Origin of the sequence: Microbacterium sp. NPDC058062, assembly GCF_042885375.1 — a bacterium.
GTDB classification, from domain to species: Bacteria; Actinomycetota; Actinomycetes; order Actinomycetales; family Microbacteriaceae; genus Microbacterium; species Microbacterium trichothecenolyticum_C.
This window is the reverse complement of sequence record NZ_JBHVSC010000005.1, coordinates 240,505-266,539: the sequence shown is the minus strand read 5'-3', so window position 1 is coordinate 266,539 and position 26,035 is coordinate 240,505. Positions and strand designations below refer to the sequence as shown.

21 protein-coding genes are annotated in these 26,035 nt (G+C 71.4%); 11 read left to right on the top strand and 10 right to left on the bottom strand.

Annotation, left to right across the window (positions count from 1 at the left end; genetic code table 11):
- Window positions 1–45: 45 nt before the first annotated feature.
- Both ACFVSU_RS17620 and ACFVSU_RS17615 read left to right on the top strand, forming a co-directional pair.
- Entirely contained in the window at window positions 46–2,718 is a 2,673-nt protein-coding gene (locus tag ACFVSU_RS17620) for a phosphoenolpyruvate carboxylase (RefSeq protein ID WP_387145881.1), read from the top strand.
- Window positions 2,719–2,778: 60 nt separating this feature from the next.
- Entirely contained in the window at window positions 2,779–2,949 is a 171-nt protein-coding gene (locus tag ACFVSU_RS17615) for a hypothetical protein (protein ID WP_375872682.1), read from the top strand.
- A 55-nt stretch (window positions 2,950–3,004) separates the two neighbouring features.
- Here ACFVSU_RS17615 and ACFVSU_RS17610 read toward each other — a convergent pair whose 3' ends face one another.
- From ACFVSU_RS17610 to ACFVSU_RS17600, 3 genes are read right to left on the bottom strand one after another with little or no spacing between them, the layout of a single operon-like run.
- A complete protein-coding gene (locus tag ACFVSU_RS17610) occupies window positions 3,005–3,712 on the bottom strand; it encodes a DUF2652 domain-containing protein (protein ID WP_387145877.1) in 708 nt (235 codons plus the stop codon).
- A gap of 28 nt (window positions 3,713–3,740) precedes the next feature.
- Complete coding sequence (locus ACFVSU_RS17605; RefSeq protein WP_387145874.1) at window positions 3,741–5,438, bottom strand: MFS transporter; 1,698 nt, start codon at window positions 5,436–5,438, stop codon at window positions 3,741–3,743.
- A gap of 52 nt (window positions 5,439–5,490) precedes the next feature.
- A complete protein-coding gene (locus tag ACFVSU_RS17600; protein WP_387145872.1) occupies window positions 5,491–6,090 on the bottom strand; it encodes a gamma carbonic anhydrase family protein in 600 nt (199 codons plus the stop codon).
- Window positions 6,091–6,218: 128 nt separating this feature from the next.
- Here ACFVSU_RS17600 and gdhA point away from each other — a divergent pair, with 128 nt between their 5' ends.
- Entirely contained in the window at window positions 6,219–7,601 is a 1,383-nt protein-coding gene (gene gdhA / locus ACFVSU_RS17595; RefSeq protein WP_387145869.1) for an NADP-specific glutamate dehydrogenase, read from the top strand.
- Window positions 7,602–7,662: 61 nt separating this feature from the next.
- On the opposite strand, the gene mfd is transcribed toward gdhA, so the two are convergent.
- Window positions 7,663–11,289, bottom strand: coding sequence for a transcription-repair coupling factor (mfd, locus tag ACFVSU_RS17590; RefSeq protein ID WP_387145866.1), 3,627 nt, complete (start codon window positions 11,287–11,289; stop codon window positions 7,663–7,665).
- Between the two features lie 70 nt (window positions 11,290–11,359).
- Between mfd and ACFVSU_RS17585 the strand changes: the two genes are divergently transcribed.
- Window positions 11,360–12,007, top strand: coding sequence for a hypothetical protein (locus tag ACFVSU_RS17585; RefSeq protein WP_387145863.1), 648 nt, complete (start codon window positions 11,360–11,362; stop codon window positions 12,005–12,007).
- Window positions 12,008–12,178: 171 nt separating this feature from the next.
- Here the strand turns inward: ACFVSU_RS17585 and pth are convergent, their stop codons facing one another.
- A complete protein-coding gene (pth, locus tag ACFVSU_RS17580; protein WP_387145860.1) occupies window positions 12,179–12,763 on the bottom strand; it encodes an aminoacyl-tRNA hydrolase in 585 nt (194 codons plus the stop codon).
- A 120-nt stretch (window positions 12,764–12,883) separates the two neighbouring features.
- Window positions 12,884–13,525 (bottom strand): 50S ribosomal protein L25/general stress protein Ctc, encoded by a 642-nt coding sequence (locus ACFVSU_RS17575; protein WP_387145857.1) that lies wholly within the window; start codon window positions 13,523–13,525, stop codon window positions 12,884–12,886.
- 279 nt (window positions 13,526–13,804) lie between these two features.
- Between ACFVSU_RS17575 and ACFVSU_RS17570 the strand changes: the two genes are divergently transcribed.
- The gene (locus ACFVSU_RS17570) at window positions 13,805–13,927 is read left to right on the top strand and encodes a hypothetical protein (protein WP_262927523.1); all 123 of its coding nucleotides are present in this window, start codon (window positions 13,805–13,807) and stop codon (window positions 13,925–13,927) included.
- Between the two features lie 23 nt (window positions 13,928–13,950).
- On the opposite strand, the gene ACFVSU_RS17565 is transcribed toward ACFVSU_RS17570, so the two are convergent.
- Complete coding sequence (locus tag ACFVSU_RS17565) at window positions 13,951–14,688, bottom strand: FadR/GntR family transcriptional regulator (protein ID WP_387145854.1); 738 nt, start codon at window positions 14,686–14,688, stop codon at window positions 13,951–13,953.
- 150 nt (window positions 14,689–14,838) lie between these two features.
- On the opposite strand from ACFVSU_RS17565, the gene ACFVSU_RS17560 reads away from it, so the two are divergent.
- The 3 genes from ACFVSU_RS17560 to gndA all read left to right on the top strand — a co-directional run bounded on the left by ACFVSU_RS17560 (window position 14,839) and on the right by gndA (window position 18,555).
- Window positions 14,839–16,239 carry a GntP family permease gene (locus ACFVSU_RS17560; protein WP_387145851.1) on the top strand — a complete coding sequence of 467 codons (1,401 nt, stop codon included), beginning with the start codon at window positions 14,839–14,841 and terminating at the stop codon, window positions 16,237–16,239.
- 20 nt (window positions 16,240–16,259) lie between these two features.
- On the top strand, window positions 16,260–16,772 hold the full coding sequence (locus ACFVSU_RS17555) for a gluconokinase (protein ID WP_387145849.1): 513 nt from the start codon (window positions 16,260–16,262) through the stop codon (window positions 16,770–16,772).
- A 355-nt stretch (window positions 16,773–17,127) separates the two neighbouring features.
- Window positions 17,128–18,555 carry an NADP-dependent phosphogluconate dehydrogenase gene (gndA, locus tag ACFVSU_RS17550; RefSeq protein ID WP_387146163.1) on the top strand — a complete coding sequence of 476 codons (1,428 nt, stop codon included), beginning with the start codon at window positions 17,128–17,130 and terminating at the stop codon, window positions 18,553–18,555.
- A 92-nt stretch (window positions 18,556–18,647) separates the two neighbouring features.
- Here the strand turns inward: gndA and ACFVSU_RS17545 are convergent, their stop codons facing one another.
- Window positions 18,648–19,991, bottom strand: coding sequence for an FAD-binding oxidoreductase (locus ACFVSU_RS17545; RefSeq protein WP_387145846.1), 1,344 nt, complete (start codon window positions 19,989–19,991; stop codon window positions 18,648–18,650).
- 100 nt (window positions 19,992–20,091) lie between these two features.
- On the opposite strand from ACFVSU_RS17545, the gene ACFVSU_RS17540 reads away from it, so the two are divergent.
- Window positions 20,092–21,081, top strand: a complete 990-nt coding sequence (locus ACFVSU_RS17540; RefSeq protein WP_387145843.1) for an SDR family oxidoreductase — start codon at window positions 20,092–20,094, stop codon at window positions 21,079–21,081.
- Window positions 21,082–21,099: 18 nt separating this feature from the next.
- Here ACFVSU_RS17540 and ACFVSU_RS17535 read toward each other — a convergent pair whose 3' ends face one another.
- Both ACFVSU_RS17535 and ACFVSU_RS17530 read right to left on the bottom strand, forming a co-directional pair.
- Window positions 21,100–21,825: an ABC transporter ATP-binding protein gene (locus tag ACFVSU_RS17535; RefSeq protein WP_387146160.1), complete on the bottom strand. Its 726-nt coding sequence runs from the start codon at window positions 21,823–21,825 to the stop codon at window positions 21,100–21,102.
- 65 nt (window positions 21,826–21,890) lie between these two features.
- Complete coding sequence (locus tag ACFVSU_RS17530) at window positions 21,891–23,366, bottom strand: ABC transporter permease (protein WP_387145840.1); 1,476 nt, start codon at window positions 23,364–23,366, stop codon at window positions 21,891–21,893.
- Window positions 23,367–23,560: 194 nt separating this feature from the next.
- On the opposite strand from ACFVSU_RS17530, the gene ACFVSU_RS17525 reads away from it, so the two are divergent.
- Together ACFVSU_RS17525 and ACFVSU_RS17520 are read left to right on the top strand one after the other, a co-directional pair.
- Window positions 23,561–24,289 carry a response regulator transcription factor gene (locus tag ACFVSU_RS17525; RefSeq protein ID WP_387145837.1) on the top strand — a complete coding sequence of 243 codons (729 nt, stop codon included), beginning with the start codon at window positions 23,561–23,563 and terminating at the stop codon, window positions 24,287–24,289.
- Entirely contained in the window at window positions 24,286–25,926 is a 1,641-nt protein-coding gene (locus ACFVSU_RS17520; RefSeq protein ID WP_387145833.1) for a sensor histidine kinase, read from the top strand. Before ACFVSU_RS17525 ends, ACFVSU_RS17520 begins: the two co-directional genes overlap by 4 nt.
- Window positions 25,927–26,035 lie beyond the last annotated feature (109 nt).

Sequence of the window (26,035 nt, the reverse complement as noted above, 5' to 3'; positions counted from 1 at the left end):
GTCCACCGTCACTTCGGGGAAACACCGCGCCGTTAGCCTGGAGAGATGCGTGAACTCACCCACACCGAAGCGATCGACCTCGTCGGGCGGTACGAGGCGGAGCAGGCGATCCCCGAGCAGATGCGCGGCGACGTCCGCATGCTGGGGACGCTCCTCGGTCAGGTGCTGCGCGAGAGCGGTTCGCCGGGACTGTACGAGGATGTCGAGCGCCTGCGCACCGCGACGATCCAGGCGTACACCGACGAGACGCCGGAGGCGTTCGCCCGAGCCGCCGCCATTGCGGACTCGTTCACGATCGCCCGCGCCGACGAGGTCGCGCGGGCGTTCACCGCGTACTTCCACCTCGTGAACCTCGCCGAGGAGCACCAGCGCGTGCGCGTGCTGCGCGAGCGCGACGGGCGCCCCGACCGCGAGCAGGCGACCGACTCGGTCGCCGCCGCGTTCGTGCGCCTGGCCGCCGAGGTCGGCGACGACACCGCCCTGAAGCGCCTGCAGGGCATGCGGTTCCACCCGGTGTTCACGGCCCACCCGACCGAAGCCCGCCGCCGCGCGGTCTCCACCAGCATCCGCCGCCTCGCGACGCTTCTCGAGGAGCACGACGCGTCGCTGCGCGGCGGCGCCGACGAGCGCCGCGCCGAGCGCCGCATGCTCGAGGAGATCGACACCCTCTGGCGCACCGCGCCGCTGCGGCCCGAGAAACCCGCACCCACCGACGAGGTCCGCGCGGTCATGGCCGTGTTCGACGACACCCTCTACACCGCGGTCCCCCACGTGTACCGCCGCGTGGACGACGCCCTGCAGGGCCCCGCCGCCGGCGGGCGTGCGCCGGTCGTGCGCCCGTTCGTGCGCGTCGGTTCGTGGGTCGGCGGCGACCGTGACGGCAACCCGTTCGTGACGGCATCCGTCACCCGCAAGGCCTCCGCGATCGCGAGCGAGCACGTGCTCATCGGCCTGGCGCGCACGACCAGCCGCATCGGCCGCACGATGACGCTCGATGCGTCGACCACCCCGCCGAGCGATGCCCTCCTCGCGCTGTGGCGGCGCCTCAAGGCCGCCGACGAGGATGCCGCGAAGGACATCGCCAAGCGCTCCCCCGACGAGCCGCACCGGCGCATCCTGCTGCTCATCTCCCGCAAGATCGAGGCGACCCGCGCCCGCAACGCCGACCTCGCGTACCGCGACCCCGAGCACCTGCTGGCCGACCTCCGCGTCGTGCAGGATTCGCTCGTACAGGCCGGCGCACCGCGTCAGGCCTACGGCCACCTGCAGCAGCTGCTGTGGCAGGTCGAGACCTACGGCTTCCACCTCACCGAGCTCGAAGTGCGCCAGCACTCGGCCGTGCACGCCAAGGTGCTCGCCGAACTCGAGTCGGGGGCACCGCGCAGCGAGCTCGCCGAAGAGGTGCTCGACGTCGTGCGCACCGTCGGGTTCCTGCAGGAGCGGTACGGCCCGCGTGCCGCCGGCCGGTACATCGTGTCGTTCACGCAGTCCGCCGAAGACCTCGCGAACGTGCACAAGCTCGCCGCCTACGCGGTCGGCCCCGACGGCACGCCGCCCGTGCTGGATGTCATCCCGCTGTTCGAGACGTTCGCCGACCTGCAGGCCGCGCCCCGCATCCTCGCCGAGATCGTCGAGCACCCCGAGTTCGCCGCACGTCTGGAGGCCACCGGACGCCGCCTCGAGGTCATGCTCGGCTACTCGGACTCCTCGAAGGACGTCGGCCCCGTCGCCGCCAACCTCGCGCTCTACGAGGCGCAGGCGAAAATCGCCGCGTGGGCTGACGAGAACGGCATCGAGCTCACCCTCTTCCACGGTCGCGGCGGCGCCCTCGGGCGCGGCGGCGGTCCCGCGAACTCCGCGATCATGGCTCAGCCGCCGCACTCCGTCGACGGCCGGTTCAAGCTCACCGAGCAGGGCGAGGTCATCTTCGCCCGCTACGGCGACCCCGCGATCGCCATGCGCCACATCGACCAGGTCGCCGCGGCGATCCTGCTCGCGTCGTCGCCCTCCAACGAGGAGCGCAACCGCGCCGCGGCCTCCACGTACGCCGACGTGGCCGCGACGATGGACGCGGCATCCCGCGAGCGCTTCTTCTCGCTCGTGAAGGCGCCCGGATTCGCGCCGTGGTTCGCCCGCGTGACGCCGATGGAGGAGATCGGCCTGCTCGCCCTCGGCTCCCGGCCGGCCCGCCGCGGCCTGTCGGTCGAGTCCCTCGAGGACCTCCGCGCCATCCCCTGGGTGTTCGCGTGGACGCAGGCGCGCATCAACCTCGCCGGCTGGTTCGGCCTGGGCACGGCGCTGGAGGCGGTCGGCGACGAGCCGCTGCTGCAGCGGGCGTACCAGGAGTGGCCGCTGTTCCGCACGCTCATCGACAACGTCGCCATGAGCCTCGCCAAGACCGACGACCGCATCGCCCTGCACTACCTCGAGCTCGGCGACCGCGACGACCTCGCGGCGCTCGTGCGCGACGAGATGCACCTCACGCGCGACTGGGTGATCCGCATCACCGGCGGGACCGAGCTGCTCGGCAACAAGCCCGTGCTGCAGCGTGCCGTCAAGATGCGCAGCCCCTACGTCGACGCGCTCTCGCTGCTCCAGCTGCGTGCGCTCCGGGCGCTCCGAGAGGCTCCCGAGGGCGCGCCGGTCGACCCCGAGCTGCAGCGCCTGCTCCTGCTGTCGGTCTCGGGCGTCGCGGCCGGACTGCAGAACACGGGCTGACCCGCACCGCGCCGCGCGTCGCAACCGGGATCGCCCAGACCCCGGCGTACCGTGGCGCCCATGGCACGGATCGTCGTCGCCGAAGTCTGCCCCTGGTGCGGGTCGCTCGATGTGCGGGCGACCGAACCGCGGTGGTTCCGGATCGAGTGGGAGCGTCGGGGCCACCTCGACGACGGCTCGGTCGACCGCCTCGAGTTCTGCTGCCGCGACTGCGGCCTCGCCTGGGACTGACGTCGAAGATTCGCGGATGCTGCGGCCCGCAGCATCCGACCCGCTCGCTGTTCCCCTACCGGGCGCGGCGGGGCTTCTTCGTCCCGAGCATGTACGGCAGTCCCTGACCCACCGCCGAGAACGTGCTGCCCAGCCGCGATCGCAGCGTGGGCTTGAGCGCCTCGGCACCGGCACCGTCCAGATCGGCGACGTCGACGAAGTAGGCGTGGACGCTGCCGATCCCCTCGAGGTCGGGGGTGATCTCGCCGACGGACGGGGGAAGGGCGGGCGCGTCGGCGGCGTACAGGTCCTCGGTGAGCAGCACGTACTCGGGAATCCCGACGGAGTTCTTGAGCAGCCGGTGGACCAGGATGACGTCGATCCCCACGAGCTTCGACCTGCCGCTGACGCTCTGCGTCGCGACATCGCCCACGTGCGCGACGAACTTCAGTTTGAGGTCTCGGGCTTGGCGGCACCCCCCGCACGGGCAGAGGTTCTGCACGACATACTCGCGCTCGCGGTGGAAGGCGCGATGCATCGCGACGGCGACCTGCAGGATGTCGGCCAGCGTCGTATCGGGGTCGCGCGTCCCCGCGCGGCGCGACAGGAAGGCTCCATCGCCCTCGATCTCGACGAGCTCGAAGCCCCTGGCCGCCCGCACGATGCTCTGGAGCATCCTCGCCGTGTTGACCTCGGCGTGCGCGAGCGTCAGGCGATGCGAGCCCATGTACTCGGTGTAGCCGCCGATGTCGGCGATCAGCAGAGTCGTTCGCGAAGTCGTCATGCCTCACGTCCCTTTCGATCAGCTGTTGTCATCCGCGCTCCTCGCGGGGCCGAGGCTCGTCGATCGGTTCGCCCGGTGCGAATCGATCCAGCTGTCGGTCGACACTCGTCGCAGCGGCCTGGGCGCTGGGCGCGTACCCGAGCACGACCGCGGTGAACCTCTCGGACGCGAGCGCTTTGAGGCGGAGGGCCGTGTGCGCCGAGACGGTGGCCGTCCGGCGCGTTCTGCGCAGCAGCGCGATCTCGCCGAACCCCTCCCCCTCGCCGAGCGTCGCGACGACCCTCCCGTCGCCGATGACGTCGGCTGTGCCCCGCTCGATCACGTAGTAGCGATCGCCCACGTCACCCTGCGTGAACACCGGCGTCCCCGCTGCCACCTCCACCGGCTCGAGCCCGCGGGCGAGCTGCTCGATCGAGGGCAGCGGCAGGGGCTGGAACATCGGCACCTGCTGCAGAAGGGACACCTCGAGATCGAGCGCGTCGACGGACCGATCCAGGCGACGCAGCCGCCACCACGACGCCAGCGCCAGCACGGGACACACCAGGCCGATCACGACGAGCGCCGCCTCGACGCCGATCCACGCGATGACCCCCGAGGCGAGGATCGAGCCGACGCCGATCGAGATCGCCACCAGACTCTCGAGAACTCCGAACACGCGCGCCATCACCGCGTCGGGCGCCAGCCTTCCGATGAGGGTGAACCCCGCGAGGTCGATCAGTGCATTGCCCACGCCGACGAACGAGAGCAGGAACAGCGCGGCCGCCTGCTGCGGGAAGACGCCGACGAGGGCGATGGGCAGACCCCACAGGGCGACGCCCACCGCGAACCATGCGCCCAGCCGACCCGTGCCCACCAGGAGCGACGCGGCGAGCGAGCCGACCACCGCTCCCACTCCCACGGCCGCCATGAGCGCGCCGGCGCCGGACTCGCCCATCCCCAGGAGCTCGATCGCGACGACGACGGAGAAGACTGTCAGCGCCCCGCGGGTGAGCGACTGCGCCGCCGCGAGCCCGAGGATCAGCTGCAGATCGCGGCTGCGCCCGACCGCGTGGAGTCCCTCGATCGCCTCCTTCACGAGGTCCGGGCGCGGCGCCGGCGGCCGCGGCGGCGCGTCGTAGCGCACGCGGAACAGCAGGAGCGCGGCCCAGAGTGAGGCGGCGGCCGCCACCGCGAACACGATCGACACGTCCGAGAACGCGAGGACGATGGCCGCCAGCAGCGGACCGACGAGCGTCGCGACCGAATCGAGCAGCCCGCGCACGACGTTCGCGCTGGCCAGCTCGTGCCCGGTGCGGCACAGCGTGGGCAGCAGCGCCGAGTGGGCGGGGCGGAAGAGGGTCGCGGCGATGGTGGACAGCACCGCGAGGGCGTAGATCACGGCGATCGGGCCCGAGATCGCCACGACGATCGCGGCGACGGCCGTCGCCGCACCCCTGAGCACCGACACCACCACGAGCACGCGCTCGCGGCGGCCCCTGTCGGCGAACGGCGACAGCACCGGCGCGAGGACGGCGGAGGGCAGCATCCGCAGCAGCCCCACCAGCCCCAGCGCGAGCGCCCCGCCGTCGTTGTACGCGACGATGCCGAGGGCGACCGTGAACGCCCATTCCGCCGTCCAGGCGCCGAGGAAGCTCAGCTCGGCGCGCCGGAGATTGGCGTTGCGCCAATTGCTCGAGAAGGCGCCCACGGCCTGATCGAGCCTCGAACGGGTCCCCAGACGGCCCATGCCGCGACTTTAGGGTCTGGCGGGCCCGAAGACCAGGGCCGCCCGTGCGGCTTCAGTCGACGCGTCGGTCGGCGGCGTGGCGCGCGAGGCTGCGGCCGTACCGCTCGGTGAGCTGCACCATGAGGTCGGGGGTCTCGCGGTCGAGGCCGAAGACATAGCCAGGGAAGTCGAGCTCGCGCTGCGCGGCCCAGATCTCCTCGTGGCGGTCGGGCGGCAGGATCTGCACCGGGTCGCCGACGGCCACCCATCCGATCGGCACCGTCGAGTCGGCGGGGAGCGTCGTGCGCAGGTGCACGACGGCGTTGATGCGCACCTCGCTGCGCGCGCCGATGTGCGCGCCGTTGAACACGCGCGTGCCGGTCGCGAGGAAGACCTCCTCCTCGACGACCGCGCCCGAGACGCTCGCCATGGGGCCGACCAGCACGTGGTCGGCGATGTGCACCGGGTTGGTCGCGGTGGCACGGATGAGCGCGTTCTCCATCACGATGACGTTCGCGCCGAGGGTGATCGCGCCGCCCTCGGCGGTGATCACCGCACCGTGCAGGATCTGGCTGTCGGCGCCGATCTCGACGTCGCCGCTGATCACCGCGGTCGCCGCCACGACCGCGTCGGGATGGATGCGGGGCTGTGCCCCGAGGTGCTCGAACCGCATCGTTCCTGCCTCCGACCTTCGTGGATGGGGCCAGCGTAGCCCGCCGTCACACGTCCGATCGACGCCGCGACCGTGGATAGGGTGAAGGAGCGCCACCCCCGGCACCGCTCCACCTCGAAAGCTCCACCATGCCCTCTGCGCCCTCGACCGCGTCCGCCACCGAATCCCTCACCTCGGCGGAGTCCATCCGGCTCGTCCTCGACACCGTCGAGGCCCGCAACCCGAACGAACCCGAGTTCCTGCAGGCCGTGCACGAGGTGCTCGAGTCGATCTCGCCGGTGCTCGAAGCGCACCCCGAGTTCGTCGACGGCGGCATCCTGGAGCGCCTCGTCGAGCCCGAGCGACAGATCCTGTTCCGCGTGCCGTGGGTCGACGACGCCGGACGCCTGCAGGTCAACCGCGGCTTCCGTGTGCAGTTCTCGTCGGTGCTCGGCCCGTACAAGGGCGGCCTCCGCTTCCACCCGTCGGTGAACCTCTCGATCATCAAGTTCCTGGGCTTCGAGCAGATCTTCAAGAACGCGCTCACCGGCCAGGGCATCGGCGGCGCCAAGGGCGGCAGCGACTTCGACCCGCACGGCCGCTCGAACGCCGAGATCATGCGCTTCTGCCAGTCGTTCATGAACGAGCTCTACCGCCACCTCGGCGAGCACACCGACGTGCCCGCCGGCGACATCGGCGTGGGAGCCCGCGAGATCGGCTACCTGTTCGGCCAGTACCGCAAGGTCACCAACCGCCACGAGTCCGGCATGTTCACAGGCAAGGGCGTGCAGTGGGGCGGCGCCGAGGTGCGCACCGAGGCGACCGGCTACGGCGCCGTGTTCTTCGTCGAGGAGATGCTCGGCGTCCACGGCGAGACGCTGCACGGCAAGCGCGTGGGCATCTCGGGATCGGGCAACGTCGCGATCTACGCCATCGACAAGGCCCGCCAGCTCGGCGCGACGGCGGTCACGGCATCCGACTCGTCCGGCTACGTCGTCGACGACGCCGGCATCGACGTCGACCTCCTCCGCCAGATCAAGGAGGTCGAGCGCGCCCGCATCTCGGAGTACGCCGCGCGCCGACCGGGCGCCCGCTACGTCGAGGGCGCGCGCCCGTGGGAGGTGCCCGTCGACGTCGCGATCCCCTCGGCCACGCAGAACGAGCTCGACGCCGACGACGCCCGCGCCCTCATCGCGAACGGCGTGCGCGCCGTCGCCGAGGGCGCCAACATGCCGACCACGCCGGACGCCGTCGACGCGTTCCGCGACGCGGGCGTGCTGTTCGGCCCGGGCAAGGCGGCCAACGCCGGCGGCGTGGCGACCTCGGCGCTCGAGATGAGCCAGAACGCCGCGCGCCAGCGCTGGAGCTTCGACGACAGCGAGGCGAAGCTCCGCGCGATCATGGCCGACGTGCACGACGCCGCCTTCCAGGCCGCCGAGCGCTACGGCCGCCCTGGCGACTACGTCGTCGGCGCCAACTCCGCGGGCTTCGAGCGCGTCGCGCACGCGATGCTCGCGCAGGGCGTCATCTGACGGATCTCACGACCCGCCGAGGGCCGGCCACCCTCGACCGGGTGGTCGGCCCGTCGCAGTCTCAGGCTCCTGCCGCAGCCTCGGCCGCTGCTTCTGCCTTCTTCTCAGGCCACAGCTGGTCGATGAGCTGCGCCACCCACGCGATGAGCTCGTCGTCGCCCAGCGGCTCGCCGCCCGCCGACGGAAGCGGCACGACCATCGCCTCTCCCCCGGCGACGAGCTTCGCCTTGGGGTGCAGGCGCTGCAGGCGCACGCGCATGGAGTCGGGAAGGTTCGCCGGCGCGATGCGCAGGTTCGGGCCCATCGCGACGACGTCCGCGAGGCCGGCCTGTCCTGCCCGGCGGCGCAGGCGCGCGACGGCGAGCAGCCCCTCGACCTCTGACGGCGGCTCGCCGTAGCGGTCGGCGAGCTCCTCGATGACGAGGTCGATCGCACCGGGCTGCGCGGTGACGGATGCCGCGGCAGAGAGCTTCTGGTACGCCTCGAGGCGCAGCCGCTCGCTGTCGATGTAGGACTCGGGGATGCGGGCCTGCACAGGCAGCTCCAGGCGGAGCTCGGTCGGGCCCTCGGTCTCTTCGCCGCGGAAGGTCGCGACGGCCTCGCCGATCATGCGGAGGTACAGGTCGAACCCGACCCCGGCGATGTGGCCGGCCTGCTCGGCGCCCAGGAGGTTGCCGGCGCCGCGGATCTCGAGGTCCTTGAGCGCCACCTGCATGCCCGAGCCGAGGTCGTTGTTGACGGCGATCGTCTCGAGGCGGTCGGCCGCGGTCTCGCTGAGCGGCTTCATGTCGTCGTAGAGGAAGTACGCGTAGGCCCGCTCGCGCGCCCGGCCCACGCGGCCGCGCAGCTGATGCAGCTGGCTGAGGCCGTACTTGTCGGCGCGGTCGATGATGATCGTGTTCGCGTTCGAGATGTCGAGACCAGTCTCGATGATCGTCGTCGAGACGAGCACGTCGGCCTTGCGCTCCCAGAAGTCGTCGACGACCTGCTCGAGCTGGTGCTCCCCCATCTGCCCGTGGGCGACAGCGATGCGCGCCTCGGGCACGAGTTCGGCGAGCTCGGAGGCGACGCGCTGGATCGACTGCACGCGGTTGTGCACGTAGAAGACCTGGCCCTCGCGCAGCAGCTCCCGCCGGATCGCCGCGGCGATCTGCTTGTCGTTGCGGGCGCCGACGTACGACAGGATCGGATGCCGGTCTTCCGGCGGCGTCTGCAGCGTCGACATCTCGCGGATGCCGGTGACCGCCATCTCGAGCGTGCGCGGGATCGGCGTCGCGCTCATCGCGAGGATGTCGACGTTCGTCTTCAGCTTCTTCAGCTGGTCCTTGTGCTCGACGCCGAACCGCTGCTCCTCGTCGATGATCATGAGGCCGAGATCCTTGAAGAGAACCTTCTCGGTGAGGATGCGGTGCGTGCCGATGACCATGTCGACGGTGCCGTCGGCGAGACCCGCCACGACCTCGCGCGCCTGCTTGTCGGTCTGGAATCGCGACAGGGCCTTCACCTTCACCGGGAATCCGGCGAAGCGCTCGGTGAACGTCTCGAGATGCTGCTTGACGAGGAGCGTCGTCGGCACGAGCATCGCGACCTGCTTGCCGTCCTGGATCGCCTTGAACGCCGCACGCACCGCCACCTCGGTCTTGCCGAAGCCGACGTCGCCCGACAGCAGCCGGTCCATCGGGATCGGCTTCTCCATGTCGGCCTTGATCTCGTCGATCGTCTGCAGCTGGTCGGGCGTCTCAGCGAACGGGAACGCCTCCTCCAGCTCGCGCTGCCAGGGGGTGTCAGGACCGAAGGCGTAGCCCTTGGCCGCCATCCGCGCCGAGTAGAGCTTGACGAGCTCGACCGCGATGTCGCGCACCGCGCGCCGCGCCTTGCTCTTGGCCTGCGCCCAGTCGCTGCCGCCCATCTTCGACAGGCTCGGCGCCTCGCCGCCGACGTAGCGCGACAGCAGGTCGAGCTGGTCGGTGGGCACGTAGAGCTTGTCGCCCGGGTAGCCGCGCTTGGACGGCGCGTACTCGAGCACGAGGTACTCGCGCATGCTCTTGACCGCGTTGCGGCCGCCGCTGGACACTTCGCGCTGCTGCAGCTCGACGAACTTTCCGATGCCGTGCGTCGCGTGCACGACGTAGTCGCCCGCAGTGAGCTTGAGGGGGTCGACGACGGCCTTGCGGCGTGACGCGAGCTTCTTGACGACGCGCGTGTCGCCGCCGATCGTGCGGCCGTAGAACTCGGACTCGGTGAGCACGGCCAGCTTCGCGTCGGGCGCCTCGAAGCCGCGCTCGAGCACGCTCACGACCACGTGCGCGATGCCGGGCTCGGGCGCCTGCAGCACCTCGTCGACCTTGCGTGCGGCGATGCCCCGCTCGGCGAGCACGTCGCGGGCGCGCTCCACGAGTCCGGCTCCGGATGCCGCCACCACGACCCGCCAGCCGTCAGCCAGCAGTGCGCCCACGTGGTCGGTGGCGCCCTCGACGTTGCCCTGGAACGACGGCACGGCCGAGCCGGGGACCCGGATGGCGGCCGCGGCCTCGAGCGCGACGTCGATGTCGTCGTCGAGGAGCCCCTCGGCGACGGCATCCGCCTGCCCGGAATCGAAGGCGCTCAGCGTCCACCAGACGCCGCTGCGATCGCGGGCCGCCTCGCGGAGCTCGGGCAGGCTCAGGAAGTCGCCCGCGCCGAGATCGATCGGGGTGCTCGCGCCGGCCGTCGCGGCGCTCCAGGCGGCGTCGAGGAACTCGCGGTTCGTCTCGCCGAGGGTGATCGCGCGCGTCACGGCGCGCTCGGGGTCGAGGAGCGCGACCGCGGCGCCCTCGGGCAGATAGTCGACGAGGGTGACGAGGCGGTCGACGACGGCCGGGAGCAGCGACTCCATGCCCTCGACCGGGATGCCCTCCGACATCTTCTCGAGCATGCCCGCGAGGCCGGGGAACTCGTCCTTGAGCTGTCGGGCGCGGCCGCGCACGGCCTCGGTCAGCATCAGCTCGCGACTCGGCAGGAGCGTGACCTCGCGCACCTCCCCCGGCAGCGACCGCTGGTCGGCGACGGAGAACGCGCGCATCTCGTCGACCTCGTCGCCGAAGAACTCGACACGGTACGGGTGCGGCGCGGTCGGCGGGAAGACGTCGAGGATGCCGCCGCGCACGGCGAACTCGCCACGGCGGGACACCATGTCGACGCGGTGGTACGCGAGTTCCACGAGACGCGTGGAGACATCGCCGAGGTCGTGGCCGCGGCCTCCCACCACGAGTTCGACGGGATCCACCTCGGTGAGTCCCGCAGCGAGCGGCTGGATCGCACCACGCACCGACGCCGTGATGACCAGCGGCGTCGCGGCGTCCCAGCGCGCGATGCGCGTGAGGATGTCGAGGCGCGCACCGACCGTCTCGGCACTCGGGCTGAGGCGCTCGTGCGGCAGCGTCTCCCACGCGGGGAAATGCAGCACCTCGGCGCCCGGCAGCAGCGCGCCCAGCGCGGGGCCGAGCGACTCGGCGCGGCGGCCGGTCGGTGCGACGAGCAGCACGATCGGCGGCTTGCCCGCGGCACGGCGACGCTCGAGCAGAGCCGCGAGGAGGGGAGCGTCGAGTCCTTCGACGAGCGAGAAGTCGGCATCTACGGATGCCGCGGCCAGCGCGTCCCGGAAAGGCTCAGCCTGTTCGAGGGCGCGCACGATCCCGGGAACTGTCACCGCACGAGTCTACGACCCGCCACGGACACGGAGATCCGCCGCGGTGCGGCCCCGCTCCTAGGATGAGGCTGTGAGCCAGCCCGACGCGCCGCAGACCCCGCCCGCTCAGCCCGGCGGCTGGGCGCCGCCCGGAGCGGCGCCGTTCGGGGCGCCGACGAGCGAAGCGCCCGCCCCCGGATATCCGGGCGCCGCGGCCGCGACCCCGCAGGGATGGGCGACTCCCCCGGCAGGGGCGTACGCGCCGCCACCCGGATACGCGCCGCCGGCGGGCTATCCGGTGGCGCCGGCGGCAGCATCCGCCATCGCATACGGTGCCCCCGCTCCCGGGAAGCGCAGCAGCGCACTCGGGTTCGTCGCCCTCGCGCTCGCACTCGTCGCCACGATCGGCGCGAGCCTGTTCGCCGCGATCGCGAGCTTCAACATCGGGCTCGGTGCCGGCCGCGAGATCTCGTCACGGCCGTTCACCGGCGACTTCGACTGGTCGGTCCTCACGCCCGTGCGCGACTGGGTGCTGATGGGCGAGGTCTCGTTCTGGGTCGGCACCGCGATCGGCGTGTGGGCTCTCGTGCAGGGGATCATCGCGGTCGTCAAGGGACGCGGCCGCGGCGCCGGCATCGCGGCGGTCGTCATCGCCGCCCTCGGCCCGATCGCCTTCGGCGCCGTCGTGCAGGGCTTCCTCACCGCGGGCCTCGCCGCCGGAACCGGCATCGGCGGCTGACCCGGCTCGATACCCCGAGCGACAGCATCCGCTCCCCTCTCGCTCCTCATCTGAGGACATGAGCCGGAATGCGGAGCGAAACGCCTGCGTCGGCCCTCATCTCGGCACTCGTCCTCAACTGAGGAAGGGCAAGCCCGAAGCGCCTCGGGCGGCGGTGCGCGCGGCCAGGGCTCAGACGCGGGGCGCGTGGTGCTTCTGCTGAGTGGCGAGGAGACCCTCGGCCACGAGCTGCTCGACCGCGTCGGCGGCGTCGCCGACGAGGATCGGAAGGTTCTTGCGCTCGGTGGCGCCGAACGGGTCGAGCACCCAGTCGGCGGCGTCCTGGCGGCCGGGAGGGCGGCCGATGCCCACCCGCACGCGCGGGAACTCCGGTGTGTCGAGCGCCTTCGCCACGTCACGCACGCCGTTGTGACCGCCGTGGCCGCCGCCGATCTTCAGCTTGATCGTGTCGAACGGGATGTCGAGCTCGTCGTGCACGACCACGACGTGGTCGGCGTCGATGCCGTAGAACTTCGCGAGCCCCGCGACGGGTCCGCCGGAGACGTTCATGAAGGTGTTGGGCTTGGCGAGGATGATCTTGGGTCCGCCGGGGCGCAGCCAGGTCTCGACGACGCGGGCGTTCGCCTTGTGCGCCTTGAACGACTCGCTGCGCCGGCCGGCGAGCTCGTCGACGACGAGCTGCCCCACGTTGTGGCGCGTGAGCTCGTAACGGGGGCCGGGGTTGCCGAGCCCCACGATCAGCCACGTGTCTGCCATGTCATCCATCCTGCCCGAGCCCGCGCCGCGTCGTCGGCGCAGAGCCCTCGTGAAACGCAGCGAGGGGGTGCGGCATCCGCACCCCCTCGCTGGAAAGCGATCCGATCGCTCGGCGTCCGATTACTCGGCGGCGGCCTCCGCGGCCTCCGACGCCTCCGCCTGCTCGGCGGCGACCTCGGCGTCGGCCTCGGCGATCTCCTCCTCGGCGGCGATGGCCGCAGCGGGGACGGCGATGGCGACGACGAGCAGCTCGGGCTCGGCGGCCAGCGTCGCACCCTTCGGGAGCTTCAGCTCGGCGGCGGTGATGTGCGTGCCCTCTTCGAGGCCCTCGACGTCGACCTCGATGTGCTCGGGGATGTGGGTCGCCTCGACCTCGAGCGCGACCGAGGTGGCGTCGAGGTTGACGATCGTGCCGGCGGCAGGCTCGCCCAGGACGACGACGGGGACGTCGACCTGGATCTTCTCGCCCTTCTTCACCACGAGGAGGTCGATGTGCTCGATGATCTGGTGCACGGGGTCCTTCTGGACGTCCTTGACCAGCGTCAGCTGCTCCTTGCCGTCGAGGTCGAGCTCGAGCACGGCGTTGGCGCGGCGGATGAGCAGCGAGACCTGGTGGCCGGGCAGCGCGACGTGCACGGGGTCGGTGCCGTGACCGTAGATGACGGCGGGGATCTTGCCGGCGGCGCGGAGGCGGCGGGCGAAGCCCTTGCCGAAGTTCTCGCGGACCTCGGCCTGGACCTTGGTGTCGGGCTCGTTGGACATGGGTTCTCCTTGCGGGCGCAGTGCCCTTATCTGAGGCGGCGCGTGGCCGTTCCGAATCGGCCTGCGCAATGGCGGGCCCGGGTATTTGGGATGTCTTCGACTCGAACGCGCGCGCGTGAGGAAAGCCCGTGGGCCGGCATCACCGCGTCGATCACGGATGCCGCAGCCCGCCGTGATCGACGGGCGCGAGGCATCCCTCGCCGAAGTTCGGACAAGAGTCTACCAGCGCCCCCGCTACGATGAAGAACGCACCTGCTTCCCGCTCACACGGAGGACCCCATGGACTACGGCTTCGCTAGCCACGCTCTTCTCTGGCTCATCGGCGCCATGGCCGCCGTCGGCGCTCTCGGCACGGTGCTCGCGTTCTGGAGCCTCGGCCGCCAGGGCTACCGCAAGGACTGACTTCGCCGCCCGGGTACTGAGCGCTAGAGCTCCTCGGGCCTCCCGGCGAGGTCGTCCCCGACGGCTTCGTCCATCGCGGCATCGGATTCGCTGACGATCCGCGACATCGCCTCGAACGCCGCGTCCGCCTCACCGCTCGCGACCGCGAACGCGACGTCGCGATGCCAGCGCACCGCATCGGGGTTCGCCTCGTGCGGCATCAGCGCGTGACGCGTGCGGCCTTCGAGAACCGCCTGCACCACTCCCCCGAGCACCCCGAGCATCGGGTTCCCCGACGCGCTCAGCAGCGTGCGGTGGAACCGCACGTCGGCGTCGAGGTACTCGGCCTCCGCCGCCTGCTGGTCGTGACGCGCCATGCCCAGCGCCGCCGCCACGAGCTCCTGGCGCTGCGCATCGGTCGCGTTGGCGGCCGCGAGCCGCGCCGCGAGCGGTTCGACCGCGCCGCGCAGCTCGCCCAGCTCGTGCAGCTGGCGCGCGCGCCCGGGCCCGTCGAGGCGCCACGCGATGATCTCGGGGGCGTAGACGTTCCACTGCTCCACCGGCAGCACCTCGATGCCCGCCTTGCGGCGCACCTGGACGAGACCGAGGGATTCGAGGACCCTGACCGCCTCGCGCGCCGCCGATCGCGAGGCGCCCGAGGACTCCGCCAGATCAGTGGTCAGCAGGCGCGATCCGGCGGGGTGCTCGCCGTGCACGATCGCGGCGCCGAGCCGCTCGACGAGGGCGTCGTGAACGGGGCTGCCGTGAAGTGTGTCGGCCATGGTCCGATTGTGCCGCACGCGCTTCGTGTCGTCCGACATTCGAACATGCCTCACTTTTTATGTCGTACATATTGACAGTCGACGACTATCACGTCACACTAAACGGCATCCTCGGGTCAAAGATTGACCCCGTTTCGATCAAGGACGCTCATGGATCTCTCCGGACTTCTCTCCCTGCCGGCCGCCGCGGCCGAAGTGACCCCCGTCGGCCCGCCGTGGCAGCTGCTCACGGCCGCCGTCATCGGCATCGCGATCATCGTGGTGCTGATCACCTGGCTGAAGGTTCACCCCTTCCTCGCCCTGATGATGGGCGCCATCGCCACCGGGATCATCGCCGGGTTCGAACCCGGCAAGACGATCGTCAGCTTCACCACGGGCTTCGGCGCGACGATGGGCGGCGTCGGCATCCTCATCGCCCTCGGCGCCATCTACGGCAAGCTGCTGGCCGACTCCGGCGGTGCCGACCGCATCGTCGACACCCTCGTCGCCCGCGCCACACCCCGGAGCCTCCCCTGGATCATGGGCTTCATCGGCGCCATCATCGGCCTGCCGATGTTCTTCGAGGTCGGACTCGTCCTGCTCGTCCCGGTCATCATCCTGGTCGCGCGCCGTTCGGGTCTGCCGCTCATGAAGATCGCGATCCCGGCGCTCGCGGGCCTGTCCGCCATGCACGGCCTCGTGCCGCCGCATCCCGGCCCGCTCGCCGCGATCGACATCCTCGGCGCCAACCTCGGCCTCACCCTCGCCCTGGGCGTGCTGATTGCCATCCCCGCGGTGATCGTGGCCGGCCCGCTGTTCTCGGGTCTCGCCGCTCGCTGGGTACGCGTTCCCGTGCCCGATCTGTTCGTCACCGCCGAGGACGAGGGCGAGCAGCAGACGCGTCGGCCCTCGTTCGCCGCCACGCTCGCCAGCATCCTGCTGCCCGTCGTGCTCATGCTCGCCCGCGCGATCGCCGACATCGTCGCGCCCGGTTCGACCGCCCCCGCCAAGGCGGTCATCGACTTCCTCGGCACGCCCGCGATCGCGCTCCTCATCGCCGTCATCGTCGGCTTCTTCGTGCTCGGCGGCGGAGCCGGATTCGGCCGCGCCGAGATCGCGAAGTCGGTGGGCTCGTCACTGGGTCCGATCGCCGGCATCCTGCTCATCGTCGGCGCCGGCGGCGGATTCAAGCAGGTGCTGGTCGACACCGGCATCGGCGACGTCATCGCGAACCTCATCGCCGAGTCGGGTCTGTCGATCCTGTTCCTCGCCTGGCTCGTGGCCGCCGTCATCCGCGTCGCGACCGGATCCGCCACGGTCGCCACGATCACTGCGGCCGGCATCCTCCAGCCGCTCACCGTGGGTCTCGACCCGGCGATGTCGGCGCTCCTCGTGCTCGCGATCGGCTCGGGATCGGTCTTCCTCTCGCACGTCAACGACGCGGGCTTCTGGCTCATCAAGGAGTACTTCGGTCTCAGCATCCCGCAGACGCTCAAGAGCTGGACGGTTCTCGAGTGCCTCATCTCGGTCGTCGGTCTGCTCGGCGTCCTCGCCGTCAGCGTGTTCGTATGAGCACGGAAGGGAGAACTCGGATGCTGTCGACCCCGCCGATCCTCGTTCTGATGGGTCCGTCCGGCACCGGCAAGTCCACCGTGGGGGCCATGCTGTCCGGCAGGCTGGGATGGCCGTTCCAGGAGGGCGACGACCTCCATCCGGCCGCCAACGTCGAGAAGATGCGGCGCGGTCACGCTCTGACCGACGCGGACCGGATCCCGTGGCTCGAGCTCGTCGCCGCATGGATCGACGAGCGCCGCGCGGCCGGTGAACCCGGGATCATCACCTGCTCGGCGCTCAAGCGCAGCTATCGCGACATCCTCCGCCGCGACAACGTCACATTCGTGAACTTCACGGGAGATGCGGCGGTGGTGCGCGACCGCATGATGCGGCGACAGGGGCACTTCATGCCCCCGGCACTGCTCGACTCCCAGTTCGCGACGCTCGAGGCGCCGGGGCCCGACGAGCAGGCGATCGACGTCGACATCGCGCTCACCCCCGAGGACCAGGCCGCGCTCGTCGCGTCGGCGCTCCGACTCGAGGGTTCATGACGCTCCGGCGGTGACCGACAACACTCCCGGGCTAGGCTCGTCACGTCAGCCGCGAGCAGCCACACCCGGACCCGCTCACAACCGGCCTCGCCGCCGCGTGAGCACTCGGCCATGCCGTGTAACACGGACGCGCCAGACTTTAGGCTGAAAAGACGACTTAACCCCAGGAGTGCGTGTGTCTTCCGACAATCCTTCAGCGACCGCCAACCCGAGCCAGACCAACATCTCGACGGATCAGGACCAGGCGCCTGACGAGGCGACGCAGGCGCACGAGGCTGCGCCGGCACCCGAGGACGTCGAGCGTCCCACTCCCGAGGCGGAGGGCCCCGAGGCCGTCGCCGCCGCGACGGCGAACATCGGCGTGGTGGGTCTTGCGGTGATGGGGTCGAACCTCGCCCGCAACCTCGCCAGCCGCGAGGGCAACACGGTCGCGGTGTACAACCGGAGCCGGTCCAAGACCGACGAGCTGACCACGGCTCACCCCGAGGCCGAGTTCGTGCCCGCGTTCTCGTACGAGGAGTTCGCCGCGTCGCTGCAGAAGCCGCGCGCCGCGATCATCATGGTCAAGGCCGGCCGCCCGACCGACGCGGTCATCGACTCGCTGGTCGAGGTGTTCGAGCCGGGCGACATCATCGTCGACGGCGGCAACGCCCTCTTCACCGACACCATCCGCCGTGAGAAGGCCGTCCGCGAGACGGGCATCAACTTCGTCGGCGCCGGCATCTCCGGCGGCGAGGAGGGCGCGCTCAACGGCCCCTCGATCATGCCCGGCGGCTCGGACGAGTCGTGGGTGACCCTCGGCCCGATCCTCAAGTCCATCGCCGCGGTCGCCGAGGGCGAGCCCTGCGTCACGCACGTGGGCCACGACGGCGCCGGCCACTTCGTGAAGATGGTGCACAACGGCATCGAGTACGCCGACATGCAGCTCATCGCCGAGGCGTACGACCTGATCCGCCGCGGCACCGGCAAGAGCCCCGCCGAGATCGCCGAGGTCTTCGCCGAGTGGAACGGCGGCGAACTCGAGTCGTACCTCATCGAGATCACCGCCGAGGTGCTCCGCCAGGTCGACGCCGCCACCGGCCAGCCACTCGTGGACGTCATCCTCGACCAGGCCGGCGCCAAGGGCACCGGCGCCTGGACCGTGCAGACCGCGCTGTCGCTCGGCGTGCCCGTGTCGGGCATCGCCGAGGCCACCTTCGCCCGCTCGCTGTCGTCGCACCCCGAGCAGCGCGAGGTCTCCACCGGCCTGCCCGGCCCTGAGGAGGGCCTCACCGTCGACGACGCCGACGCGTTCATCGAGGACGTGCGCCTCGCCCTGTACGCGTCGAAGATCGTCGCGTACTCGCAGGGCTTCGACGAGATCCGCGCCGGCGCCGCCGAGTACGACTGGACCATCGACCTCGGCGCCGTGTCGAAGATCTGGCGCGCCGGCTGCATCATCCGCGCCCAGTTCCTCAACCGCATCGCCGACGCCTACGACGCCCAGCCCGAGCTGCCCGTGCTGCTCACCGCGCCGTACTTCGTCGAGGCCCTCGGCCGCGCCCAGGGCGCGTGGCGCCGGATCGTGTCGGCCGCCGCGGGCGCCGGCATCCCTGCCCCCGCGTTCTCGTCGTCGCTGTCGTACTACGACGGCCTGCGCGCCGAGCGCCTGCCCGCCGCCCTCATCCAGGGCCAGCGCGACTTCTTCGGCGCCCACACCTACAAGCGCATCGACAAGGACGGCACCTTCCACACGCTGTGGTCGGGCGACCGCACCGAGATCGAAGCCGAAGACACCCACTGACGCCTCGAGCGAACGTCCGAGGGCGGATCCCCACACGGGGATCCGCCCTCGGCGTCTCAGCCTGCGCCGGTCCCACCGGGCGGGCTGACGGGTCAGCCGGCGTGGCCGTTCGGGCCGGGCTTGACGTTGTGGTTGCGACAGAACACGTTGCCCGGGTCCCACCCGCGCTTGACCGCGGCAAGGCGCGCCATGGTCGCCGGCGGGTACATCCGCTCGGCGAACGTGGCGTCGGTCGAGACGGTGAAGTTGCCGTACACGCCCGACCCCTTCGCCTCGATCGCGTCCCACTCCTCGATGACCTGCGCGCGGGTCGCGTCGTCGAGCATGCCCGGCACGTCGAACGCACCGGCCATCGCGAACCAGGTCGCGTCCCGAGCGGGGAACGCCGAGTCGTCCTGCGAGACGTCGCCGTACGCCCCGCCCAGCGAGCGCAGGAACGCGACGGATGCGGGGTGCCGCTCGCGGAACGACACGAGCTGCTCGATCGCGTCGTCGTCGAGCACCGGCAGCAGGGTGTTGCCGCCGACGAAGCCGGGCATCGGCTGCTCGGGGTCGAACTCGGGCGCCTCGAGGAGGACGTCGGGATACTCCTGCACCCCGAGCTCGCGCTCGGTCACGCCCGGCGCGCGCGTGAGCGGCGCCAGCGCACGACGCGCGGCCTCTTCGTCGGTGCCGATCCACACTGCGGTGATGGAGGCGCCTGCGGGCGCATTCGGGTCCATTGCGGGCACATCCATGTACGTGACGGTGAGGTCGCGCGGGGCTTCGGTCATCAGATCGCGCAGCGCGCGGATGACCGGCCGGGCGTCGCCCTCGATGCCGTAGACCGCGTGCACCACGCCGTCGAGCGGATGAGCCTCGAAGTCGAACCGGGTGACGACACCGAAGTTGCCGCCGCCGCCCCGGAGGGCCCACAGCAGCTCGGGATGCGAGTCATCCGTCGCCTCCACCACGTCACCGCGGGCGGTCACGAGCTGCGCGCCGACGAGCTGGTCCGACGCGAGCCCCCACGCGCGCACCATCCAGCCGATGCCGCCGCCGAGCGTGAGCCCGCCGACGCCGACCGATGCGGTGTCGCCCGAACTGATGCCCAGCCCGCGCTCGGCGAGCGCGTGCGCGACGGCGCCCCACTGCGCTCCGCCGCCGACGCGGACGCGGGTGCCGTCGACCTCGATGTCGTCGAGCGCCGAGATGTCGAGGGTGAGGCCACCGGGCACCCCGCCCCAGGCGCTGTGACCGCCGCCGCGGATCATGATGTCGAGCCGCTCCGCCGAGGCGTAGCGGAGGGCGCCGCGCACGTCGTCGACGGCGGCGGCGCGGATGACGGCGGCGGGCGAGCCGATGCCGGAGTGGAAGCGGCGGGCGGATTCCCATTCGGAATCGCCCGGACGGATGACGGTGCCGACGGAGCCGGTGCTGAGGTCGTCGTTGCTCATGACGGCCAGGCTAGGGGTCGGCGCCGACATCGACCAGGGTTCACTCGCCGGAGTCCCCCGCGGCCGTGGCCTGTGGCCGGACCGGCGTAGGCTCGCGAAGGTGACGAGCATCCTCTACATCGGCGGCACCGGAACCATCAGCGCGGCGTGCGTGCGCCGCTCCGTCGCCCTCGGGCACGACGTCGCGGTCCTGAACCGCGGCGGCGCCCGGCGGCCCCTCCCGCCGGAGGTCGAGCTCATCGAGGCCGACATCCGCGATGCCGCGGCCGTCCGCGCCGCGATCGGCGATCGTCGTTTCGACGTGGTCGCCGAGTTCCTGGCGTTCTCACCCGAGCACATCGCGACCGACCTCGACCTGTTCGAGGGACGCACCGGCCAGTACGTGTTCATCAGCTCCGCCTCCGCGTACGAGAAGCCGCCGCGCCGGCTGCCGGTGACCGAGTCGACGCCGCTGCGCAACCCGTACTGGCAGTACTCGCGCGACAAGATCGCGTGCGAAGACGTGCTGGTCGCCGCCCACCGCGAGCGCGGTCTGCCCGTCACGATCATCCGCCCGTCCCACACCTACGACGAGCGGCTGCTGCCGACCCTCGGCCACTGGACCGACATCGCCCGCATGCGCGAGGGGCGCCCGGTCATCGTGCACGGCGACGGCACCAGCCTGTGGACGCTCACGCACAGCGACGACTTCGCGGTCGCGTTCACGGGCCTGCTCGGCAACCCCGCCGCGATCGGCGAGGCGTTCACGATCACCGGCACGCACGCGCCGAGCTGGAACCAGATCTACGGGTGGCTGGCGGATGCCGCGGGTGTGGCCTCCCCCGACCTCGTGCACGTCGCCTCCGACACGATCGCCGCCTTCGAGCCCGAACTCGGGCCGACCCTCATCGGCGACAAGGCGCATTCGATGGTCTTCGACGTGTCGAAGGTTCAGCAGCTCGTCCCCGAGTTCCGCACCACGATCACCTTCGACGAGGGTGCGCGGCGCATCCTCGCGTACTACGACGCGAACCCCGAGGCGCAGCAGATCGACGAAGGCCGCGACGCGCTCTTCGATCGCATCGCGGCCTTCGTCCGCTCGGCCGGATGACCCCCGACCCCGCCCTGATCAGCGCGTGATGTCGCGCACCGTGCCCTTGTCGAGGCGCAGACGGCGCCGGGCGCGACGCGCGACGGCCGAATCGTGCGTCACGACGATGAGGGTGAGCCCCTCGTCGTTGAGCGACTGGAGCACCGCGAGGATCTCGTCGCGCATGCTCTCGTCGAGGTTGCCCGTCGGCTCGTCGGCGAGGAGCACGCGCGGCCGCTTGACGATCGCCCGGGCGATGGCGACGCGCTGCTGCTGACCGCCCGACAGCTCGCCGGGGCGGTGGTCGGCACGCTCGGCGAGGCCGACGTGCGTGAGCGCCTCGGTGACCCGGGCGGTGCGCTCGTCCTTCGACAGCCCCAGCGGCTCGAGCGCCATGTCGACGTTCTCGTGCGCGGTGAGGGTGGGGATGAGGTTGAACCCCTGGAACACGAAGCCGATCTCGTGCGCGCGGATGCGGCCGAGCTCGCGGTTGTTCGCGGTGGCGATGTCGATCTCGCCCAGGTGCACCGAGCCGGTGGTCGGGCGGTCGAGCGCGCCGAGCAGCTGCAGCAGCGTCGACTTGCCGCCCCCGGTCGGTCCTTGGATCGTGACGAAGTCGCCCGCGTCGATGGTGAGGTCGACGCCCGCGAGCGCCTTCACGACCCGGCCTTTCTGCGTGTAGGTGCGGGTGACGCCCTCGAGGCGGTACTGCGCCTGGGGCGCAGCATCCGGGGCCGCAGCCGGCTCGGTGTCGATCATGGTCATGACGTGCTCTCCCGTCGGTGAGGTGGGTTCAGGTGCGGTGGGGATGGTGTCGGACATGGAATGCCTCAGCCCACCGATCGCAGGGCTTCGGCGGGGCTGAGCCGGGCTGCGCGCCAGCCGCCGAAGGCGCCGGCGACCAGGCCGCCGAGCACCGCGATGCCGACCGCCGCGACGACGACCCACAGGGTGATCGGCGCCGACAGGACGATGTCGGTTCCCGCGGACTGCATGGCGTTGCCGAACGCACCGCCGCCACCGCCCATCGGGCCTGTCTGACCGCCATCGGGGCCGAAGCTCTGCGCCGCGGGCGCCGTGGAGATGGTGGGCGAGATGAGGTTGATCGCGACGATCCCGGCGAAGCCGATGACGAGGCCGACCACACCGCCGATCGCACCCTGGACGACGGACTCCCCCGCGACCTGCCCGACCACGCGGCCGTTCGACCAGCCGATGGCCTTGAGCGTGCCGAACTCGCGTGTGCGGCGCGAGACGCCCGAGATCGTGAAGAGCACGGCGAGCACCAGCGCGACGGCGAGCACGATCAGCGAGAGCCACGTGCCGAGGTTCGTGATGAGGGTCGAAGCGCTCGAGAGCGAGCCCGACACGGTGGAGGCGAGGTCGGCCTGCGAGCTGACGGTGGCGTCGGGAAGCTCCTCCTGGAGCGCCGTCTGCACCGACGCGATCGCGTCGGAGGACTCGGCCTGCACATACACGGTGGACACGACGTCACCGGCGCCCGAGAGCTCCTGCGCGACGCCCAGCGGGATGTACACGTTGGAGGCGGTGTCGGCCTCGTCCGAGGTCGAGGCGACGATTCCGACGATCTCGAACTCCTGCCCGCCGACGTCGATCGTGCCGCCGACCGCGAGGTCCGCCGTCGAGGCGTAGGTCGCGTCGAGCACGGCGACGTACGCGCCCTCGTCGGACGACTCGAGGCCGCGGCCGTCCGAGACCTCGACCGCCGAGAGCGGGCCCACGGCGTCCGCCGACGGGTCGATGCCGAGCACCGTGAACGAGTCGACGCCGAACGAGCCGCCGCCGAAGCCGCCGCCCCCGCCCTCGCCCTGCTGCGGGGGCTGGCCCTGGGTGCCCGTGCCGGAGTCCGTCGAGTCATCGGGACGCTGCGGCAGCTCCCCGGAGAACGTCATGTTGGTGAGGCTGAGGGCTGCGGATGCCGCGGACACGCCCTCGACGCCCGTCACGGTGTCGAGCGTCGACGCGTCGAGCGTCGACCGCATCGGCTCGGTCACGAGCCGCGACTGGCTGAGCTCGGTGGTGCCGTCGTCGGTGGTCGAGCCGCCGTCCTCGCCGAAGTCGAACCGGGCACCGCCCTGGCCCGGCTCCGCCTGTGCACCGGTCACGGTGAGGTCGGTGCCGACCCCGTACACGGACTCGAGCGCCTCCGCCTGCGCGGCGCTCACGCCCGCGGCGAGCGAGTTCACGATCATCACGAGGGCGATCGCGATCGCGAGGCCGGCGGCCACGATGATCGTCTGCTTCTTGCGGCCGGCCAGCTCCCGCCGCAGATAGGTGAAGTACATGGGTCTCCTCTTGGCGGGCGGAATGCCGGCCGTCGACGTGACGCTACGAAGCGGCGTGATGCGCGCCGTCAGTGGGAGCTATGAGGGAGTTATGGAACGCGGCATCCGTCCTTCGTCCGCACCGTCGCGGATTTCACAGCCGGCGCATAGCGGGCTCCATAGGAATCGCATAGGAAGGCCCGCACAATGGACGCATGACCAACCCCGCACCCGCCCTGCTGCGTCCCGACGGCTCGAACCTCCGCGTCCTCGTGGTCGACGACGAGCAGATGCTCACCGACCTGCTGTCGATGGCGCTGCGCATGGAGGGATGGGAGGTCCGCACCGCGGGCTCCGGCTTCGAGGCGCTGCAGTCCGCGCGGGACTTCGAGCCCGACGCGATGGTGCTCGACGTCATGATGCCCGACCTCGACGGCATGTCCGTGCTGCAGCGGCTGCGTCAGGCGGGCGACGACGTGCCGGTGCTGTTCCTCACCGCGAAGGACGCCGTCAGCGACCGCGTCGCCGGGCTCACCGCGGGCGGCGACGACTACGTCACCAAGCCGTTCAGCCTCGAAGAGGTCGTCGCGCGCCTGCGCGGGCTCATGCGCCGCGCCGGCACCGCGCACGCCGCAGGCGCCGAGCCGATCCTCCGCGTCGGCGACCTCACCCTCAACGAGGACAGCCACGAGGTCGAGCGCGCCGGCACCGAGATCGAGCTCACCGCGACGGAGTTCGAGCTGCTCCGCTACCTCATGCGCAACCAGCGCCGCGTCGTGTCGAAGGCGCAGATCCTCGACCGCGTCTGGAACTACGACTTCGGCGGCCGCTCGAGCGTCGTCGAGCTCTACATCTCGTACCTGCGCAAGAAGATCGACGCGGGACTCGAACCCCTCATCCACACGGTGCGCGGCGTCGGCTACATGATCAAGGCGCCGCAGTGACGGACCAGAAGACTCCCGACCCCACCACGACGGGGACGACGGTCCCCACGCCCCCTCCACGCGGCGCTGGCGCGCCGGGTGGAGCCTCCGGGCGCGTGGGCCCAGCCTCGACCGACGCGGGCGCGCAGGCCGAGGCATCCACTCCTCCCGCGCAGGACACCGAAGACACCCTCCCCCGCCGCGCACCCTGGACCCTGCAGCGCAAGCTGATCGTCACCGTGGTCGGCATCACGTCGTTCATCCTGGTGCTCGTCGCGGTCGCGACGAGCGCGATCCTGGGGCAGGTGCTGGAGCAGCAGCTCGACGCCGAGGTGAAGGCCGAGCGTCAGAGCGTCGAGTATCTGCGGGGTCCCGTCGCGGGAGGACTGACGGCGGAGCAGATCCTCGAGCAGCAACCGCGCCAGTCCGGCTACTTCCTGGCCGTCGAGTCGCTCCCGGACGCACCGACGGCAGCCGTCGTCGACGCGAACGGCGACATCGTCGCCCTCACCGACGAGCAGATCGCCGAGATCAGCAAGAGCATCCAGAACCAGCGCGGGCAGTTCGTCGCCACGATCGACGACCTCGGCACGTACCGCATCGAAGGCGTGTCCTTCGGCGGCACGACCATCATCGTCGGCCTGTCGCGTGCCGGGATCACCGAGACCCTCACGCGCATGCTGATCACGATCGGACTCCTCACCGCGGGCGGCCTGCTGCTGCTCGCCGTCGCGACCTCGTGGACGATCCGCCGCGGGCTCGCACCGCTGCGCGCCGTCGCCGACACCGCGGCACGCGTGTCGGTGCTGCAGCTCGACCAGGGCGAGGTCTCGATCGCCGAGCGCGTCCCCGTGCGCGAGTCCGACCCGCGCACCGAGGTCGGCCGCGTGGGCGCGGCCCTCAACACCCTGCTCGACCACGTCGACGAGTCGCTCACCGCGCGCCAGCGCAACGAGGAGCGCATGCGCAGCTTCGTCGCCGACGCCAGCCACGAGTTGCGCACACCGCTGGCGTCGATCCGCGGCTACTCCGAACTGTCCCTCACCGCGCTCAGCCGCGGTCAGAGCACGGCCCTCGAGACGACCGAGGCGTCGCTCGAGCGCATCCAGGCGCAGTCGCTGCGCATGACCTCGCTCGTCGAGGACCTGCTGCTGCTCGCGCGGCTCGACGAGGGCCAGGAGCTTGTGTACGGCACCGTCGACCTGACACGCCTCGCGATCGACGCCGTCGGCGATGTCACCCCGACCGGACCCGACCATGAGTGGGTGCTCGACGTCGGCGACGAGCCGGTGCTCATCGCCGGCGACACCGGGCGCCTGCACCAGGTCGCCGCGAACCTGCTCGCCAACGCCCGCACCCACACGCCGGCCGGCACGACAGTGACCGTGAGCGTCTCCCGCAACGGCAAGGACGCGATCCTCCGCGTGCACGACGACGGCCCCGGCATCGATCCGTCCCTCAAGGACGAGCTGTTCGAGCGCTTCTCGCGCGCCGACCGCTCCCGTGCCCGCCAGACCGGCGGCACCGGCCTCGGCCTGTCGATCGCCCGGGCCATCGTGGACGCCCACGGCGGCAGCATCCGTGTCGCCAGCAAGCCCGGCGACACGACCTTCGAGGTCCGCTTGCCGGCCCGCCCCGCCGACCCCGTAGCGTCCTGACCCCTGCCCGGTCGTCCCGGCGGCACCTCCCGTTTCCGCGAGAGTGCAGCTGATCGCCGAGAGGTAGGGAACCAACCACCCTCTCGTCCACCAGCTGCACCCTCGCCGG